General features: G+C 59.1%; 15 protein-coding genes and 1 pseudogene. 3 read left to right on the forward strand and 13 right to left on the reverse strand.

What is annotated here, in order from left to right; genetic code table 11:
* Positions 1-248: 248 nt before the first annotated feature.
* Genes D3M70_RS23065 through D3M70_RS23075 form a run of 3 tightly spaced genes read right to left on the reverse strand, consistent with a single transcriptional unit; the run spans position 249 to position 2,781 of the window.
* Positions 249-1,082: a thymidylate synthase gene (locus tag D3M70_RS23065; RefSeq protein WP_120127931.1), complete on the reverse strand. Its 834-nt coding sequence runs from the start codon at positions 1,080-1,082 to the stop codon at positions 249-251.
* 58 nt (positions 1,083-1,140) lie between these two features.
* Positions 1,141-1,953: a prolipoprotein diacylglyceryl transferase gene (gene lgt, locus D3M70_RS23070; protein ID WP_120127932.1), complete on the reverse strand. Its 813-nt coding sequence runs from the start codon at positions 1,951-1,953 to the stop codon at positions 1,141-1,143.
* Between the two features lie 45 nt (positions 1,954-1,998).
* Positions 1,999-2,781 carry a sulfite exporter TauE/SafE family protein gene (locus D3M70_RS23075; protein WP_120127933.1) on the reverse strand — a complete coding sequence of 261 codons (783 nt, stop codon included), beginning with the start codon at positions 2,779-2,781 and terminating at the stop codon, positions 1,999-2,001.
* Positions 2,782-2,895: 114 nt separating this feature from the next.
* Between D3M70_RS23075 and D3M70_RS23080 the strand changes: the two genes are divergently transcribed.
* Positions 2,896-3,642, forward strand: a complete 747-nt coding sequence (locus D3M70_RS23080; RefSeq protein WP_120127934.1) for an NRDE family protein — start codon at positions 2,896-2,898, stop codon at positions 3,640-3,642.
* Positions 3,643-3,764: 122 nt separating this feature from the next.
* Here D3M70_RS23080 and D3M70_RS33600 read toward each other — a convergent pair.
* From D3M70_RS33600 to D3M70_RS23090, 3 genes and pseudogenes are all read right to left on the reverse strand, one after another.
* The coding region (locus D3M70_RS33600) for a putative PEP-binding protein (RefSeq protein WP_305955105.1) at positions 3,765-4,787 on the reverse strand (1,023 nt) is incomplete at its 5' end.
* Position 4,788: 1 nt separating this feature from the next.
* Positions 4,789-6,000 (reverse strand): annotated as a pseudogene (locus tag D3M70_RS33605) (phosphoenolpyruvate-utilizing N-terminal domain-containing protein); the annotation flags it as partial.
* A gap of 21 nt (positions 6,001-6,021) precedes the next feature.
* Positions 6,022-6,501 carry an RNA pyrophosphohydrolase gene (locus tag D3M70_RS23090; RefSeq protein ID WP_062379340.1) on the reverse strand — a complete coding sequence of 160 codons (480 nt, stop codon included), beginning with the start codon at positions 6,499-6,501 and terminating at the stop codon, positions 6,022-6,024.
* Between the two features lie 165 nt (positions 6,502-6,666).
* Between D3M70_RS23090 and D3M70_RS23095 the strand changes: the two genes are divergently transcribed.
* Complete coding sequence (locus tag D3M70_RS23095) at positions 6,667-7,323, forward strand: HAD family phosphatase (protein WP_120127935.1); 657 nt, start codon at positions 6,667-6,669, stop codon at positions 7,321-7,323.
* A 126-nt stretch (positions 7,324-7,449) separates the two neighbouring features.
* Here the strand turns inward: D3M70_RS23095 and D3M70_RS23100 are convergent, their stop codons facing one another.
* The 3 genes from D3M70_RS23100 to ilvA all read right to left on the reverse strand — a co-directional run bounded on the left by D3M70_RS23100 (position 7,450) and on the right by ilvA (position 10,209).
* Entirely contained in the window at positions 7,450-7,917 is a 468-nt protein-coding gene (locus tag D3M70_RS23100) for a DUF2269 domain-containing protein (RefSeq protein WP_120127936.1), read from the reverse strand.
* Positions 7,918-7,967: 50 nt separating this feature from the next.
* Entirely contained in the window at positions 7,968-8,396 is a 429-nt protein-coding gene (locus tag D3M70_RS23105; RefSeq protein ID WP_120127937.1) for a DUF2269 family protein, read from the reverse strand.
* Positions 8,397-8,694: 298 nt separating this feature from the next.
* Complete coding sequence (gene ilvA, locus D3M70_RS23110; RefSeq protein ID WP_120127938.1) at positions 8,695-10,209, reverse strand: threonine ammonia-lyase, biosynthetic; 1,515 nt, start codon at positions 10,207-10,209, stop codon at positions 8,695-8,697.
* 147 nt (positions 10,210-10,356) lie between these two features.
* Here ilvA and rpiA point away from each other — a divergent pair, with 147 nt between their 5' ends.
* Positions 10,357-11,028, forward strand: coding sequence for a ribose-5-phosphate isomerase RpiA (rpiA, locus tag D3M70_RS23115; protein ID WP_120127939.1), 672 nt, complete (start codon positions 10,357-10,359; stop codon positions 11,026-11,028).
* 156 nt (positions 11,029-11,184) lie between these two features.
* Here the strand turns inward: rpiA and D3M70_RS23120 are convergent, their stop codons facing one another.
* The 4 genes from D3M70_RS23120 to D3M70_RS23135 all read right to left on the reverse strand — a co-directional run bounded on the left by D3M70_RS23120 (position 11,185) and on the right by D3M70_RS23135 (position 15,522).
* Positions 11,185-12,096: an SdiA-regulated domain-containing protein gene (locus tag D3M70_RS23120; RefSeq protein ID WP_120127940.1), complete on the reverse strand. Its 912-nt coding sequence runs from the start codon at positions 12,094-12,096 to the stop codon at positions 11,185-11,187.
* A 195-nt stretch (positions 12,097-12,291) separates the two neighbouring features.
* Positions 12,292-13,212: an SdiA-regulated domain-containing protein gene (locus D3M70_RS23125; protein WP_120127941.1), complete on the reverse strand. Its 921-nt coding sequence runs from the start codon at positions 13,210-13,212 to the stop codon at positions 12,292-12,294.
* 184 nt (positions 13,213-13,396) lie between these two features.
* Entirely contained in the window at positions 13,397-14,062 is a 666-nt protein-coding gene (locus D3M70_RS23130; RefSeq protein WP_120127942.1) for a fumarylacetoacetate hydrolase family protein, read from the reverse strand.
* A 65-nt stretch (positions 14,063-14,127) separates the two neighbouring features.
* Positions 14,128-15,522, reverse strand: a complete 1,395-nt coding sequence (locus tag D3M70_RS23135) for an FAD-binding oxidoreductase (protein WP_120127943.1) — start codon at positions 15,520-15,522, stop codon at positions 14,128-14,130.
* Positions 15,523-15,679 lie beyond the last annotated feature (157 nt).

A 15,679-nucleotide genomic window follows, 5' to 3' on the forward strand; every position in this document is an offset into this window, starting at 1 on the left:
CGATATATTCAATCCATGGATTGAAAATATCTATCAAGACAATTTTGTTTACGGGCGTGCAAAACAGTTATTACGCAACTGCAACAATCGAAAGTGTTATTGGCTGCAGTCAGGCGCACAACTTCGTTTGTACCGGTTAGAACATAGAATATTTGTGCGGTTTTAATAGAGATGATGGAATTGCATGCAGCCGGTGTGGGAGCCAGCAAGCGGGTTCCCACAGGGCGAGGTCGTGCGAGGAGTGAGACTTAAACGGCGACGGGGGCCTTGATGCTTGGGTCAGCATCATAGCCGACAATTTCGAAGTCTTCGAAACGGTAGTCGTAGATGCTTTCTGGACGACGATTGATCCTCAACTGAGGCAGCTTTTTCGGCGTGCGGGTCAGTTGCGTTGCAATCTGCTCTTCGTGGTTCGAGTACGCATGGGTATCGCCCAGGCTGACGATGATTTCGTGAGGGATCAAATCGCATTGCTGCGCTAGCATGTGAGTCAGCAACGCCAGGGCCGCAATGTTGTAAGGCAGGCCGAGGAACACATCGGAGCTGCGAATGTACAACTGCATGGACAGCTTGCCGTCTGCGACGAACGCCTGATACAGCAGATGACAGACCGCCAGCGCCTGGCGACCGGCCTTGACGTTCTCCTGCGGCGACAGCTTCTCGTCCGGCAGGTATTCGGTGTTCCAGCCATGGAACAGGATTCGTCGGCTGTTGGGGTTGTTCTTCAGGCAATCGACCATGTAGTCGATCTGGTTGATCTTGCCGCCATCCTTCGTTGGCCAGCCGGTCCACTGCGCGCCATAGACGGGCCCAAGGTCGCCGTCTTCGGTGGCCCACTCATCCCAGATGGTCACACCGTTTTCGTTCAGCCACTGGGTATTGGTATTGCCACTGAGCATCCAGATCAGCTCATTGGCGATACTTTTGAAGTGCAGTTTTTTGGTGGTCAGCAACGGAAAGCCATCGGCCAGGTTGTGGCGAATCTGACGACCGAACACAGCGGTGGTGCCAGTGCCGGTGCGGTCGCCCTTGCGCGTTCCGTTGGCGATGACGTCCTGTAACAGCTCAAGGTATTGCTTCATGCCCAAAGGCCCTCTGTATCAGTGAATCCGCCGAGCCCTTGGAGCTCGGCGATTCGAATCAAACGGCTGCCTTGTTGGCAGCCGGCGCGCGGTGGTAGGCCAGCCAGATCAGCACCAGACCGCCAATGATCATCGGCAGGCTGAGAATCTGCCCCATGGTGACCCAGCCCCAGGCCAGATAACCCAACTGGGCGTCCGGCACGCGGACGAACTCCACGACAAAACGGAAAATCCCGTAGAACAGCGCGAACATGCCGGACACCGCCATCGTCGGGCGCGGCTTACGGGAGAAGAAATAGAGAATGACAAACAGTGCCACACCCTCGAGCGCAAACTGATACAGCTGCGACGGATGGCGCGGCAGTTGCGCAGGATCGCTGTATGGAGGGAAAACCATGGCCCAGGGCAGGTCAGTCGGTTTACCCCATAGCTCACCATTGATGAAGTTGCCGATGCGTCCGGCACCCAGGCCAATCGGCACCATCGGCGCGATGAAGTCCATCAACTGGAAGAACGACTTGCCGTTGCGCTTGCCGAACCAGTACGTGGCGATCATCACTCCGATGAATCCACCGTGGAACGCCATCCCGCCCTTCCACACTTCGAAGATCAGCAGCGGATTGGCGATGTAGTTCGGCAGGTCGTAGAACAGCACGTAACCCAGTCGTCCGCCGACGATGACCCCCATCGCGACCCAGAAGATCATGTCCGAGAGCTTTTCCTTGGTCCATGTCGGATCGAAACGATTCAAGCGACGTGACGCCAGGTACCAGGCACTGCCGATACCGACCAGATACATCAGGCCGTACCAGTGAATTTGCAGCGGACCGATGGCCACGGCTACCGGGTCAATCTGCGGGTAAGGCAGCATTGCGACTCCTCAAGATAGAAACGCTCATCGAGCGACAAAGCAGAACTAGATCAGAAAACTCGTGCCCACGACTACCAGCAACAGCGCGAACAGTCGTTTCAGCACTCTGGGCGACAGTTTGTGCGCCAGTTTCGCGCCAAACCTTGCGAAGAACATGCTGGTTACTGCGATGCCGACCAAGGCGGGCAGGTACACGAACCCGAGACTATGCGGTGGCAGCAACGCATCGTGCCACCCAAGAATCATGAAACTTAGGGCACTGGCGACGGCAATCGGGAAGCCACAGGCCGATGAGGTGGCCACCGCCTGTTGCATGGTCAGACTGCGCCAGGTCAGGAAAGGCACGGTCAACGATCCACCGCCGATCCCGAAAATCGCCGACGCCCAGCCGATCACCACACCCGCGATGGTCAGGCCTGGTTTGCCGTGAGGTTGTTCACTGGCCTTGGGTCGCAGATCGAGAAACATCTGCAACGCCACCAGAATCGCGAACACGCCAATGATCTTTTGCAGGTACGGCCCGGCAATGTAGCTCGCGGTCAACGCACCCAGACCCGCGCCTACAAGAATGCCGAGGGTCATCCAGCCGACCACCCGCCATTGCACCGCGCCGACGCGATGATGCGCACGAACCGACTGGATCGACGTGAAGACGATGGTCGCCAGCGAGGTGCCGACAGCCAGATGGGTGAGCACCGACGTATCGAAACCTTGCAGGGTGAAACTGAATACCAGCACCGGAACGATGATGATGCCACCGCCGACGCCGAACAGCCCGGCCAGCACCCCGGCGCATGCGCCCAGAGCCAGATAGAGCAGAAATTCCATGGGAGTCTCCGAAAATCAGTGCGGCATGTTACCGGACCGACCGATTCCTCTCTAGCAGCGCGCGATGGATGTCCACCGGATCTGTGCGTAGAGTGACAAAAAAAGGAGACCTGCATGTGCCTGATCGTCTTCGCCTGGCGCCCTGACCACTCGCAGCCGCTGATTCTGGCGGCCAATCGTGACGAATTCTATGCCCGCCCGACTCTGCCGCTGGGACAGTGGGAGGAAGCCCCGAACGTGTATGCAGGGCGCGACCTGGAGGCCGGTGGCACTTGGCTGGGAGTCAGCGCAGACGGGCGTTTTGCGGCGCTGACCAATATTCGCGATCCAGGCAAACCGCCGGGTCGTCGCTCGCGGGGCGAGCTGGTTGCTCATTTCTTGAACAGTCCGTTGTCGATTGACGAATACTTGCGCGAGGTCGCAGGACGCTCGGCTGAGTATGGCGGCTTCAACCTTTTGGTGGGAAATCGCCAGGAACTGCACTTCATCAATGCCACCGACCCTACGCCTCGGCAATTGTCGGCGGGGGTGTACGGCGTGTCCAACGCAGGGCTCGATACGCCGTGGCCAAAACTGCTGAAAGCCAGGGCCGCGCTGTCCGAGCACCTTGATAACCCTGAGCCTGAGGCGCTGTTCAGGTTTCTCGCCGACCCCGAGGCGGCCGCCGACGCCGATCTACCCAGCACCGGTGTTGGTCTTGCCACTGAAAAGCTGTTGTCCAGCGTGTTCATCGCCAGCCCCAACTATGGAACGCGAGCAAGCACCGTGCTGATCGTCAATGACGATGGCAGCCGACGCATGATCGAACACAGTTTCGGGCCGTATGGCGGAAGGTTGGGGGAGGTGAGCTTAAATATCTGATGATTTAGGCGGATCCCGTGTAGGAGCGCGCTTGCCCGCGATTGTGGTATGTCATTCACAAACCCGTCCCTGACACACCGCAATCGCGGGCAAGCGCGCTCCTACAAAGGCGGTAGCGAAGATCAATGCCCTTTGACAGACCCAGGATTGATCATCCGCGACAATCCAAGATTCCTCAGCGCCAACTGCAGCGAGCTGCTGATGACCTGCGGGTTGTCGTTCTTCATCAACTGGGCCAGCAACTCTTTGGCCTTGCTCAGATTGATCTGACGCAGCATCCACTTCACCTTCGGCAGGTTGGTGGCGTTCATCGAAAGGCTGTCAAAACCCATCGCCATCAACAGCACCGCCGCAGCGGGATCACCGGCCATCTCGCCGCAGATACTAACTGGCTTGCCTTCGGCGTGGGCGTCGCGAACCACACTTTGCAGGGCCTGCAACACTGCCGGATGCAGATAATCATAGAGATCGGCGACGCGAGGATTGTTACGATCAACCGCCAGCAGGTACTGGGTCAGGTCGTTGGAACCGACGGAGAGAAAGTCCACCTGACGCGCCAGCTCACGGGTCTGATAGACCGCCGCCGGAATCTCGATCATCACTCCCACCGGCGGCATCGGCACATCGGTGCCTTCGTCGCGGACTTCGCCCCAGGCACGGTGAATCAGGTGCAGGGCTTCTTCGGTTTCGTGGGTGCCGGAGATCATCGGCAGCAGAATCCGCAGGTTGTTCAAGCCTTCGCTGGCCTTGAGCATGGCGCGGGTCTGAACCAGAAAGATTTCCGGGTGATCGAGCGTGACACGAATACCGCGCCATCCCAGAAACGGGTTGTCTTCCTTGATCGGGAAGTACGACAGCGCCTTGTCGCCGCCAATGTCGAGCGTACGCATGGTCACCGGCAACGGATGGAACGCCGCCAGTTGCTCACGATAGATTGCCAGCTGTTCCTTTTCACTCGGAAAGCGTTGGTTGATCATGAACGGGACCTCGGTGCGATACAGGCCCACACCCTCGGCGCCGCGCTGTTGGGCGCGGGCCACGTCAGCCAGCAGCCCCGTGTTCACCCACAGCGGCATGCGGTGCCCGTCCAGCGTCACGCACGGCAGCTCGCGCAACGCTTCAAGGCCCTGGGACAGCTGACGCTCNGTTGGTGTAGACCTCGCCGTGGTAGCCATCAACGATCAGTTCGATGCCGTCGACCTTGGAATACGGCAGATCGACCACACCCATGACCGTCGGAATGCCCATGGCCCGAGCAAGAATTGCAACGTGGGAGTTGCCTGAACCCAACACCGACACCAGCCCGACCAACTTGCCTTCGGGTACTTCGCCGAGCATGGCCGGGGACAGCTCTTCACTGACCAGAATCGTGTTGTCGGGATACACCAGCGCTTGCTGACGCGCCTCTTGCAGATAAGCGAGCAAGCGGCGGCCAAGGTCTTTGACGTCCGATGCACGTTCGCGCAGGTAGGCGTCGTCCATCAGCTCAAAACGTTTGACATGCTCGTTGACCACCGAGCGCAATGCGCCCTGCGCCCATTGGCCGGTCTTGATGACGTTGGTGACTTCGCTGCCCAACGACGCATCGTCGAGCATCATCAGGTAGACATCGAACAATGCACGCTCTTCGGGTCGCAACTGCGTTGCCAACTTCGCCGAAAGGGTGCGCATATCGCCGCGAACGCCCTCAAGGGCGTTCTGGAAGAGCTTAAGCTCGGCATCGATATCGGTGACGATCTTGTCCGGCACCACCTCAAGGTCCGCTGGCGGGAGCATGACCAGCGCCGTACCGACCGCAGCGCCGGGGGATCCTGGCACACCGACGAACCTGGCTTCCTGAATACCCTTGCCCTGACGCCCCAGACCACGAATCGAGCCGGTGGCCTCAGCGTGGGCGATGACGCCCGCGAGTTGGGCGCTCATGGTCACAAGGAAGGCTTCTTCGCCTTCGTCGAACTGACGCCGCTCCTTTTGCTGGATAACCAGAACGCCGACCACACGCCGGTGGTGGATGATCGGAGCGCCGAGGAAAGACGCATAACGCTCTTCGCCGGTTTCGGCGAAATAACGATAACGAGGGTGATCGGCGGCGTTTTCCAGGTTCAGTGGCTCTTCACGAGTACCAACAAGGCCGACCAGGCCTTCATTGGGGGCCATGCTGACCTTGCCGATAGAGCGCTTGTTCAGGCCCTCCGTCGCCATCAGCACGAAACGATTGGATTCTGGATCGAGCAAATAGACCGAGCAGACCTGGCTGCTCATGGCCTCTTTGACGCGTAACACAATAATCCCCAACGCCGCCTTGAGATCCTTGGCGGAGTTAACTTCCTGGACGATCTTGCGCAGCGTATTGAGCATGGCTCGGGGTCGAACTCCGTGTCAGTCGCGCGCCAGCAGGCGCGGGGCAAGCTCTTTGAGTGCGCGTCGATACACCTCGCGCTTGAATGTCACCACCTGGCCCAACGGGTACCAATAGCTGACCCAGCGCCAGCCATCGAATTCCGGTTTACCGGTCAAATCCATCCGCACCCGTTGCTCGTTGGAGATCAGGCGCAGGAGAAACCATTTCTGTTTCTGGCCGATGCACAGCGGCTGGCTGTGGGTACGAACCAAACGTTGCGGCAGACGATAGCGCAACCAACCACGGGTGCAGGCAAGAATTTCTACATCGTGCCTTTCCAGCCCGACTTCTTCATTCAATTCACGGTAGAGCGCGTCTTCCGGCGTCTCCTGAGGGTTGATTCCCCCTTGCGGAAACTGCCAGGCATCTTGATTGATACGGCGAGCCCATAAAACCTGGCCAGCATCATTTGTCAGAATTATCCCGACATTAGGGCGGAAACCATCGGGGTCGATCACGGCTACAACCTCGCAAACGCATGTCGCCGCATTGTTCCACAAAGATCGTGAAGGCAGCAACGAGGCGTCGACAGCTTATCGTGACAACTGCATTAATAGATGCGATCTCTTGGTGAAACCTCGTATTCTTGTGCTCTTTTTTCAGCTATTTCAGCGAGTAACCGCATGCGCCTGGCATTATTCGACCTCGACAATACCCTTCTGGGCGGCGACAGCGACCACGCCTGGGGAGACTACCTGTGCGAGCGCGGCATCCTTGACGGTGCTGCGTATAAAGCCCGTAACGACGCCTTCTATCAAGACTATCTGGCCGGCACGCTGAACCTGACCGATTACCTGAATTTCAGCCTGGAAATTCTCGGTCGCACCGAAATGGCCCAACTCGACGAATGGCATCTGGATTTCATGCGCGACTGCATCGAACCCCTGATCCTGCCCAAAGCCATGGCGCTGATCGACAAGCACCGCGCTGCCGGCGACAAATTGGTCGTGATCACTGCCACCAATCGCTTCGTCACAGCGCCAGTCGTTGCGCGTCTGGGCATCGATACGCTGTTGGCAACCGAATGCGAAATGGTCGACGGGCGCTATACGGGCCGAACCACCGATGTCCCGTGCTTCCGTGAGGGCAAGGTCACTCGCCTGAATCGCTGGATCGAAGAAAACGGCTTCAATCTCGACGACAGCTACTTCTACAGTGATTCGATGAACGACCTGCCGCTGCTTGAGCAGGTGACGAATCCGGTTGCCGTGGATCCCGATGAAAAACTGCGCGCCGAGGCCACCCGCCGTGGCTGGCCGGTGATTTCGCTACGCAATTGAGCGCTTTGCACATTCCCCTGTAGCAGTCAGGCCGGCGGTAGCGATTTTGATGACGTCACCGCCGGCAAGCCGGACTGCTACAAAGGTTTTGCGCCAGTAAAAAGATGCTTGGGTAAAATCTCAGTGTCAGGCAGGCTTCCACACCATCAAAAAGAAAATCACCACGAACGCCGAAAACGCCACCGACCCCGAACAGAACCACCAGCCTATATAAGTAGAGGCAGTCATCGGCATCGGGGTGTTCTCTCGCAAGGCCCTCTCGGCCATTTCCCGCACGCGGATCTGCAGCCACACCACCGGTACCCAGCACAGCCCCGCCAGCACATAAAGCCCGAAGGTCCACAGCAGCCAGCTTTGGTACAAGGGCCATCCCGCCATCCACACCAACGCCAGGCCGCTCAATGGCTGAAAGATCGCCGAGGTGGTGGTAAATGCCCAATCCGCGAACACCAGATGCCTGAAGGTCACAGCGATGACTTCGACCTTGCCGCTGCGCCATGCACGGAACGAGTAATAGGCAGAGCCTGCACCCAATCCGAAGAGGACTGTTGAAGACAGGATGTGCAGGGTTTTGAGCAGCAGGAAGTCACTCATCGGCGCAAACCGTCCGAAGCAGGGTTGGGCGTGTTGTCAGAATGTCGGGATCAGACGGGCTTGGCGCCCATCAGCCCTGCAATGGCAACAAAGCAAACGGCGCTGAAGACCGCCAATCCCAAGGTAAATTTCGGATTGCCGACAATCACTGGCCGCCGGAGCCTGTTGACCCGTACGGCCAGCCAAGCCCAGCTCAGGGCGCCAAAGGTGTAGAGAATGCTCGCTCCCAGCAGCCATATCTGCCCCAGCGGCCAGCCGGCGTAATGAACCAACCACCAGCCGCTGATCGGCAGCGTCAGCAGGCACAGCCCCATCAGCAACCAGACGAACACCCAGGGCCGCTGCATGGCTCGGTTCTGAACGGTCAGATCCCCCGCCCTGCGACCGCGAACAATCCAGACGGTCAGTGCCGCACCGCAGAGGAACAGCAGCGCAGTGGTGACCATGTGCAGGATTTTCAGTGCAGCAAAGTGTTCCATCGCGGTTTATTCCTTTTCAGAGGCGGTCCGTTGAGCGTAGCTGCGCCCAGGAAGTTGCGTCGGCCGGCAATCTCGCTTCTGCCCAAAGGGCGTGGGAGCGTGGCTTGCCAGCGATCTGCCGGGTACCGGCAGTAAAATCACTAGTCGAGCTGCGCCTGACAGATTGCAGTATCAGGCTTTACTGCCGCTGCGCAGCAGATCGCCGACAAGTCGGGCTCCCACGGCCTTCGGCCAGAATCAAAAGCAGAAGCACGCGGGCAGCTCTCACGCCTTCGGCAGAATCAAAAGCAGATCGGATTCAGCCCAGGAACAGCTTGTAAGCCGGGTTGTTCGTCTCATCCCAATACGGATAGCCAATCTCCGCCAACGCCTGGGGCACCAGATGCCGTTCGTCCTCGGGCACCACCAGCCCCGCGACCACGCGACCGTCCGCCGCGCCATGGTTGCGGTAGTGGAACATCGAAATGTTCCACTTGCCGCCCAGCTTGTTGAGGAAGTTGAACAACGCGCCCGGCCGTTCGGGGAATTCGAAGCGGAACACCACTTCATCGCTGACCCGTTCCGAATGCCCACCGACCATGTGCCGCAGGTGCAGCTTGGCCAGTTCATTGTCGGTCAGGTCCAGCACCGGAAAGCCCTGCGCGGTAAGGCTGGCGATCAGGGCCTTGCGCGGGTCGTTCTCGGGATGGGTCTGCACGCCGACGAAAATGTGCGCCTCGCGGTCGGTGTGGTAGCGGTAGTTGAATTCGGTGATCTGTCGTTTGCCCACGGCTTCGCAGAAGGCCTTGAAGCTGCCGGGCTGCTCGGGGATGGTCACGGCAATGATCGCTTCGCGGCCCTCGCCCAGTTCGGCGCGCTCGGCGACATGGCGCAGGCGGTCGAAGTTGACGTTGGCGCCCGATTCAATGGCCACGAACGTCTGGCCCTTGACCTCGTACTGCTCGACGTACTTCTTGATGCCCGCCGCACCCAAGGCGCCCGCAGGCTCGGTGATCGAGCGGGTGTCGTCGTAGATGTCCTTGATCGCCGCGCAGATTTCGTCGGTGCTGACGGTGATCACCTCATCGACGTAATCCTTGCAGATGTCGAAGGTGTGCTGGCCGATCTGCGCCACCGCCACGCCGTCGGCGAACAGCCCGACCTGCTGCAGAACGACGCGCTCGCCGTAAGCCATGGCCTGTTGCAGACAATTGGAGTCGTCCGGCTCGACGCCGATGATCTTGATGTCCGGACGCAGGTATTTCACATATGCCGCGATACCCGCGATCAGCCCGCCGCCGCCCACCGGGACGAAGATCGCGTCCAGTTTGCCCGGGTGCTGACGCAGGATTTCCATCGCCACCGTGCCTTGCCCGGCGATGGTGTCTGGATCGTCGTAAGGGTGGATGTAGACGTAGCCTTTTTCCTCGACCAGCTTCAGCGAATACGCCAGCGCTTCGGGGAACGAGTCGCCGTGCAGTACCACCTTGCCGCCCCGCGAACGCACGCCTTCGACCTTGATCTCGGGTGTCGTCTTGGGCATGACGATGGTCGCCTTGATCCCCAGTTTCTTCGCCGCCAGCGCCAGCCCCTGGGCGTGGTTGCCCGCTGAGGCCGTGACCACGCCACGGGCCAGTTCTTCGGCGCTCAGCTGCGCCAGCTTGTTGTAGGCGCCGCGAATCTTGAAGGAAAACACCGGTTGCAGGTCTTCGCGCTTGAGCAGGACTTGGTTGCCGAGCCGCTCGGACAGTTGGCGGGCGCCTTGCAGCGGGGTTTCCACGGCGACGTCGTAGACGCGGGAGGTGAGGATTTTCTTGACGTACTGTTCGAGCATCGGGAAAGCATCACTGGCGAAAAGGGCAAGGCCGAGAAGTCTACCCCGCGCCCCGACGCACGACCACACCAAGAGTCAGGCTTTAACCCCGGCATGCCGTTATAATGCCCGCCCTTTTTGTGTCCTTTGGCCCCCGTGGAGCCCCGCATGACCCAGGATCAACTCAAACAGGCCGTTGCTCAGGCAGCCGTCGACTTCATCCTTCCGAAACTCGACGACAAGAGCATCGTGGGCGTCGGCACCGGCTCCACCGCCAACTGCTTCATCGACGCACTGGCGCAGCACAAAGGCGCGTTCGACGGCGCGGTCGCCAGCTCCGAAGCCACCGCTGCACGCCTCAAGGGCCATGGCATTCCGGTTTATGAGCTGAACACGGTCAGCGACCTGGAGTTCTACGTCGACGGCGCCGACGAGAGCGACGAACACCTGAACCTGATCAAAGGCGGCGGCGCAGCCCTGACCCGCGAGAAGATCGTCGCGGCCGTGGCAAAAACCTTCATCTGCATCGCCGACGGCAGCAAGCTGGTGCCAGTCCTGGGCGCATTCCCGCTGCCGGTCGAGGTCATCCCGATGGCCCGCAGCCACGTGGCGCGGCAACTGGTCAAGCTGGGCGGCGACCCGGTCTATCGCGAAGGCGTGCTGACCGACAACGGCAACATCATCCTCGACGTACACAACATGAACATCACCAACCCGGTGGAGCTCGAAGCCCAGATCAACGCCATCGTCGGCGTGGTTACCAGTGGCCTGTTCGCGGCACGCTCGGCAGACCTGCTGTTGCTGGGAACTCAGGAAGGCGTGAAAACCCTGAAGCGCTGATATAAAGAATTCGTTACATCGCATGCCCCCTGTAGGAGTGAGCTTGCTCGCGACGACGGTGTATCACTCACGACTTGCGTGCCTGAGAAACCGTCATCGTGAGCAAGCTCACTCCTACAAGTACCAGGCACCCGAGAGCACCGCTTTTCTGATCGCCTACTTCTTCCTGAACACATAAAACAGATTCGGCTCACTCACCACATACAACGTCCCGTCGTCGCCCATCGCGATGCCTTCCGCCTGCGGCACGCTTTTACTCAGCCCCATGCTGCCCTTGCTCAGCGATACATTGCCCACCGGCCTGCCCTCGGTATCCAGCTCCAGAATCTGCCGCGACTCATCGGACAGCGCCAGCAGATGCCCACTGCGCTCATCGAACTGCAAACTGGACAGATCCCGCACAAACAGCCCAGCATCACGCTGCTTGCTGGAGCTCACTTCGAGTATGTTCGGCGAGTCTGGATCGAGATTGGGGAAACCGCGCACTTCAATGATCTGCACCGGTCGGCGCTCCTTGGCGACGAACAGGCGCTGCCCCCGATTGTCATAGGCGAGCCCTTCGAAACCGCTGTTGCCGCCCGCATCGATGCCCAAGGTCAGTTGCTCGGCGTCTGCCGAGTCGAGAAACAGCGTGTCATCGTCCACATGGACCTTGATCAAGCGCTGGTCGTACTCATCGCTGATCACATAAATGCCGGGGCTGATGTATTCCACCGCCTCTGCATCGCCAAAACCGGTCAACGGAATTCGCCGCAGGACACGCCCGTCCAGGCTCAGCTCGACCAGTTCGGGATCTTTGTTGGTCACGGTAAACAGGGTCTTGCGTTGGGGATCGAAACTCAGAGCCGACACATTGTCTTCCAGCCCCTCAATGGGCCTGCCCTCAATGACCACCTCGTAATCATCGAGTCCCAACGCCTGTGCATCGCTTGACTGCCAGAACACCTGCCAATTGAACCAGACACGCTCGATCACCCTGTATTCACGGGTGACGAGATAGGAAACCGCCAGCAACAGCAGAATCAGAAGGGTCAGCAGAACGCTATTGAGGGGTGAGAGACGACGCATACAGAAGGCTCAATGACAAACAGAAGGCGCTTTAATATCACCCTAGTCTGAAACCAGCCTTAAGCTGAGTGGGTAGCTCAATACTTTTATGAGGTAGTTGTAGCAGCACGGCTTGCCGGCGGTGACCAACTGAAGGGCACCACCGCCGGCGAGCCGGACTGCTACACGGTGTTCATCATCTGGGGCGGAAGTTGTTTACAACTTCTTGAACGAATAAAACAGGTTCGGCTCGCTGACCATGTAGATCGTGCCGTTCTCGTCCATCGTCACGCCCTCGGCGCGAGGAATGGTGTGACCCAGGCCGTTGAGCCCCCGCACCAGCGTCATGAAGCTGACCTTGTTGCCCTTCTCGTCCAACTCCAGCAGCAAGTGCGATTCCGCCGACAGCACCAGCAGATGGCCGGTTTTCTGATCCGAATAGAGGGCCGAAAGGTTGCGCATGATCAGGTTGTCGTTGCTGAGCTTCTGTTTGTCGCCCTTCAAAACGGGCGTGCCGTCGGACTTCCAGCTGAACAACGCAGGCGGACGCTCCTCGCCGAGCAGGATCTGCTGGTTCTTGGCGTCCCAGGTCACGCCTTCGAACGCTTTGTTCTGGTCCATCGAGGGGCCCAGATCGTATTTCGGGAAGTCAGCGATGTTCAGGCTCTTGGTTTCCGGGGTCACAGTGGTCATGGTCAACAGGTGCTGACGCTCATCGACGATGGCGATCACGCCATTGCCCAACACCTCGACGCCCTCCGGGTTACTCCAGCCCACCAGCGGAATCTTGCGCAGCACATCACCGGTCAGGCTCAGCTCAACCAGAAACGCGTTCTTGCCCATCACCGAATACAAGGTCTTGCTGACCGGGTCATAGGAAAGATCGGACGCTTCGTCCTTCTCCAGCCCCACCAGCGATTTGCCGTCGATATCGACCTTGTAGTCCGGCAGCCAGACGCTGGCCGCACGTTCGGATGCCGACGCCGTCTGCTCGCGCAGCCACAACAGACCCCGATCATCCCAATGCCACGCGTACGACAGGCCGACGAGAATCACCACCACGGCGATCAGCAGCCAGGACCAGCGAAAGCGTGGCCGGCTTTTAGGTTTGCTCAGTTGCGAGGCGTCAGCGGTCATCGAAGCGATCCTGAAAAAATTCCATGGCGCAGCGGCGTGGCGCTGCGGTCGGCGAGGGATTATCCAGATCGGTTGTGAAAAAAACGGCAACCCGGACATTCCCGATACATCCTGCTCTGCGCACAACAAAAGGCCGCCTGAGAAACATCGCAGGCGGCCTTCGGACGACCGAAAGCGGTCTGGGTCAACGCACGTCGCTTTCGAAGCGGCTTTGACCCGGCAGCTCGAGCACGATCTCATCGCCGACATTGAATGGTCCGACGCCCGCTGGCGTACCGGTCATGATCAGGTCGCCGGCCAGCAGCGAGAATTGTGAGGCCATGTGCTGAATCATCGGCACGATGGGGTTGAGCATCTGGCTGCTGTTACCGTCCTGGCGTACTTCGCCATTGACGGTCAGGCGGATCGAGATGTCGGCCAGGTCCGGGTAAACGTCCGGGGATACGAAGGGTGCGATTACCGCAGCGCCGTCGAACGACTTGGCGATTTCCCACGGCAGGCCTTTCTCCTTGAGCTTGGACTGGACGTCACGCAGGGTCAGATCAAGGCCCGGCGCGAAACCGGAGATCGCGTCCAGCACCTCTTCGCGACTCGGGTTCTTGCTCAGGGGCTTGCCGATCAGCACGACAATTTCAGCCTCGTAATGCACCGAACCTCGATCCTGAGGAATGGTGAAGCCGCCTTCGATTTCCACCACGCAACTGCCTGGTTTGATGAACAGCAGCGGCTCGGTCGGCACCGGGTTATCCAGTTCCTTGGCGTGCTCGGCGTAGTTGCGGCCGATGCAGACGACCTTACCCAGCGGGAAATGAACCTTGGTTCCGTCGACATACTTGTGCTGATAGCTCATGAGCGCTCCTGAATGCGGGGTCGTGCTGTTTTATCTTTTATGAACGCGTAGCGGTGAACCGGCGCTTACAACGCAAAAATCTTGCCTGGGTTCATGATGCCGTTAGGGTCGAATACTGCTTTTACCGCTTTCATGTATTCGATTTCCACTGGCGAACGGCTGTATTCAAGGTAGTCGCGTTTGACCAGGCCGACGCCATGCTCGGCGGAAATCGAGCCGTTGTATTTCTCGACGATCTCGAATACCCACTTGTTGACCGTCGCACACTTGGCGAAGAACTCTTCCTTGGCCAGGTTCTCCGGCTTGAGGATGTTCAGGTGCAGGTTGCCGTCGCCGATGTGGCCGTACCAGACCACTTCGAAGTCCGGGTAATGCTCGCTGACGATTGCGTCGATTTCATTGAGGAACGCCGGGACCTTCGACACGGTGACCGAGATGTCGTTTTTGTACGGCGTCCAGTGGGAGATGGTCTCGGAAAGGTATTCGCGCAGCTTCCACAGATTCTGCAACTGCTGCTGGCTCTGGCTCATCACGCCGTCGATGACCCAACCCTGCTCCACGCAATATTCGAAGGTGGCCAGCGCCTCGTTGGCGATCTCTTCGTTGCTCGCTTCGAATTCCAGCAAGGCATAGAACGGCGTTTTGGTTTCGAACGGCTCCGGCACATCGCCGCGGGCCATGATGCGGGCCAGGCCTTTGTCCGAGAAGAACTCGAATGCCGTCAGGTCCAGTTTGCCGTGGAAGGCATGCAGCACCGGCATGATCGCGTCGAAGTCCGGGGTGCCGAGGACCATGCAAGTCAGGTTCTTTGGCGCGCGGTCCAGACGCATCGTGGCTTCGACGACAAAACCCAACGTACCTTCAGCGCCGATGAACAACTGACGCAGGTCGTAGCCAGTGGCGTTCTTGATCAGGTCCTTGTTCAGTTCAAGGATGTCGCCCTTGCCCGTCACCACTTTCAGCCCGGAAACCCAGTTGCGGGTCATGCCATAGCGAATGACCTTGATGCCGCCTGCGTTGGTGCCGATATTGCCGCCAATCTGGCTGGAACCGGACGAGGCAAAGTCCACAGGGTAATAAAGGCCGTTTTCTTCGGCGTGATTCTGCAGCTGCTTGGTAATCACGCCGGGCTGGCAGCGAACCGTCCGGTCGGTGGCGTTGAGTTCGAGAATCTGATTCATGTAGTCGAACGAAACGACTACCTCCCCATTCATCGCCACCGCGGCCCCCGAAAGCCCGGTGCGTCCGCCGGAAGGCACCAGCGCCACACTGTGTTCATTGGCCCAGAGCACGATGGCCTGTACCTGTTCGGTGGTTTTGGGGAAGACGATGGCGCTTGGCGCGGGCGCGTATTGGCGAGTCCAGTCCTTGCCGTAGGCTTCGAGGGAATCTGCGTCGGTCAGGACTTTACCGGGCTCAACCAACGTCTTCAGCGCTTCAATTACGGCAAGATCGATCATCGCGAACTCTCGAACTATTCATGGTCATCCTGAGAACGCTTCACGTCGCAGGAGCGGGTATTTAGCGGGGCACATATGCTAGCATACCGCCCCCGCAGAGACGTGCCTGAGGCCGACCTGCGATGGCGCCGTTGCGCCGTGAGGCCAGCTCAAGCTG

The organism is Pseudomonas sp. LS-2 (assembly GCF_003605735.1).
Lineage (GTDB): Bacteria > Pseudomonadota > Gammaproteobacteria > Pseudomonadales > Pseudomonadaceae > Aquipseudomonas.

What these genes read in the sequence shown, in the direction of transcription:
- D3M70_RS23065 (WP_120127931.1), bottom strand. Translation starts at nt 1,082, where the DNA reads ATGAAGCAATACCTTGAGCTGTTACAGGACGTCATCGCCAACGGAACG.
- lgt (WP_120127932.1), bottom strand. Translation starts at nt 1,953, where the DNA reads ATGCTGCCTTACCCGCAGATTGACCCGGTAGCCGTGGCCATCGGTCCG.
- D3M70_RS23075 (WP_120127933.1), bottom strand. Translation starts at nt 2,781, where the DNA reads ATGGAATTTCTGCTCTATCTGGCTCTGGGCGCATGCGCCGGGGTGCTG.
- D3M70_RS23080 (WP_120127934.1), top strand. Translation starts at nt 2,896, where the DNA reads ATGTGCCTGATCGTCTTCGCCTGGCGCCCTGACCACTCGCAGCCGCTG.
- D3M70_RS23095 (WP_120127935.1), top strand. Translation starts at nt 6,667, where the DNA reads ATGCGCCTGGCATTATTCGACCTCGACAATACCCTTCTGGGCGGCGAC.
- D3M70_RS23100 (WP_120127936.1), bottom strand. Translation starts at nt 7,917, where the DNA reads ATGAGTGACTTCCTGCTGCTCAAAACCCTGCACATCCTGTCTTCAACA.
- D3M70_RS23105 (WP_120127937.1), bottom strand. Translation starts at nt 8,396, where the DNA reads ATGGAACACTTTGCTGCACTGAAAATCCTGCACATGGTCACCACTGCG.
- ilvA (WP_120127938.1), bottom strand. Translation starts at nt 10,209, where the DNA reads ATGCTCGAACAGTACGTCAAGAAAATCCTCACCTCCCGCGTCTACGAC.
- rpiA (WP_120127939.1), top strand. Translation starts at nt 10,357, where the DNA reads ATGACCCAGGATCAACTCAAACAGGCCGTTGCTCAGGCAGCCGTCGAC.
- D3M70_RS23120 (WP_120127940.1), bottom strand. Translation starts at nt 12,096, where the DNA reads ATGCGTCGTCTCTCACCCCTCAATAGCGTTCTGCTGACCCTTCTGATT.
- D3M70_RS23125 (WP_120127941.1), bottom strand. Translation starts at nt 13,212, where the DNA reads ATGACCGCTGACGCCTCGCAACTGAGCAAACCTAAAAGCCGGCCACGC.
- D3M70_RS23130 (WP_120127942.1), bottom strand. Translation starts at nt 14,062, where the DNA reads ATGAGCTATCAGCACAAGTATGTCGACGGAACCAAGGTTCATTTCCCG.
- D3M70_RS23135 (WP_120127943.1), bottom strand. Translation starts at nt 15,522, where the DNA reads ATGATCGATCTTGCCGTAATTGAAGCGCTGAAGACGTTGGTTGAGCCC.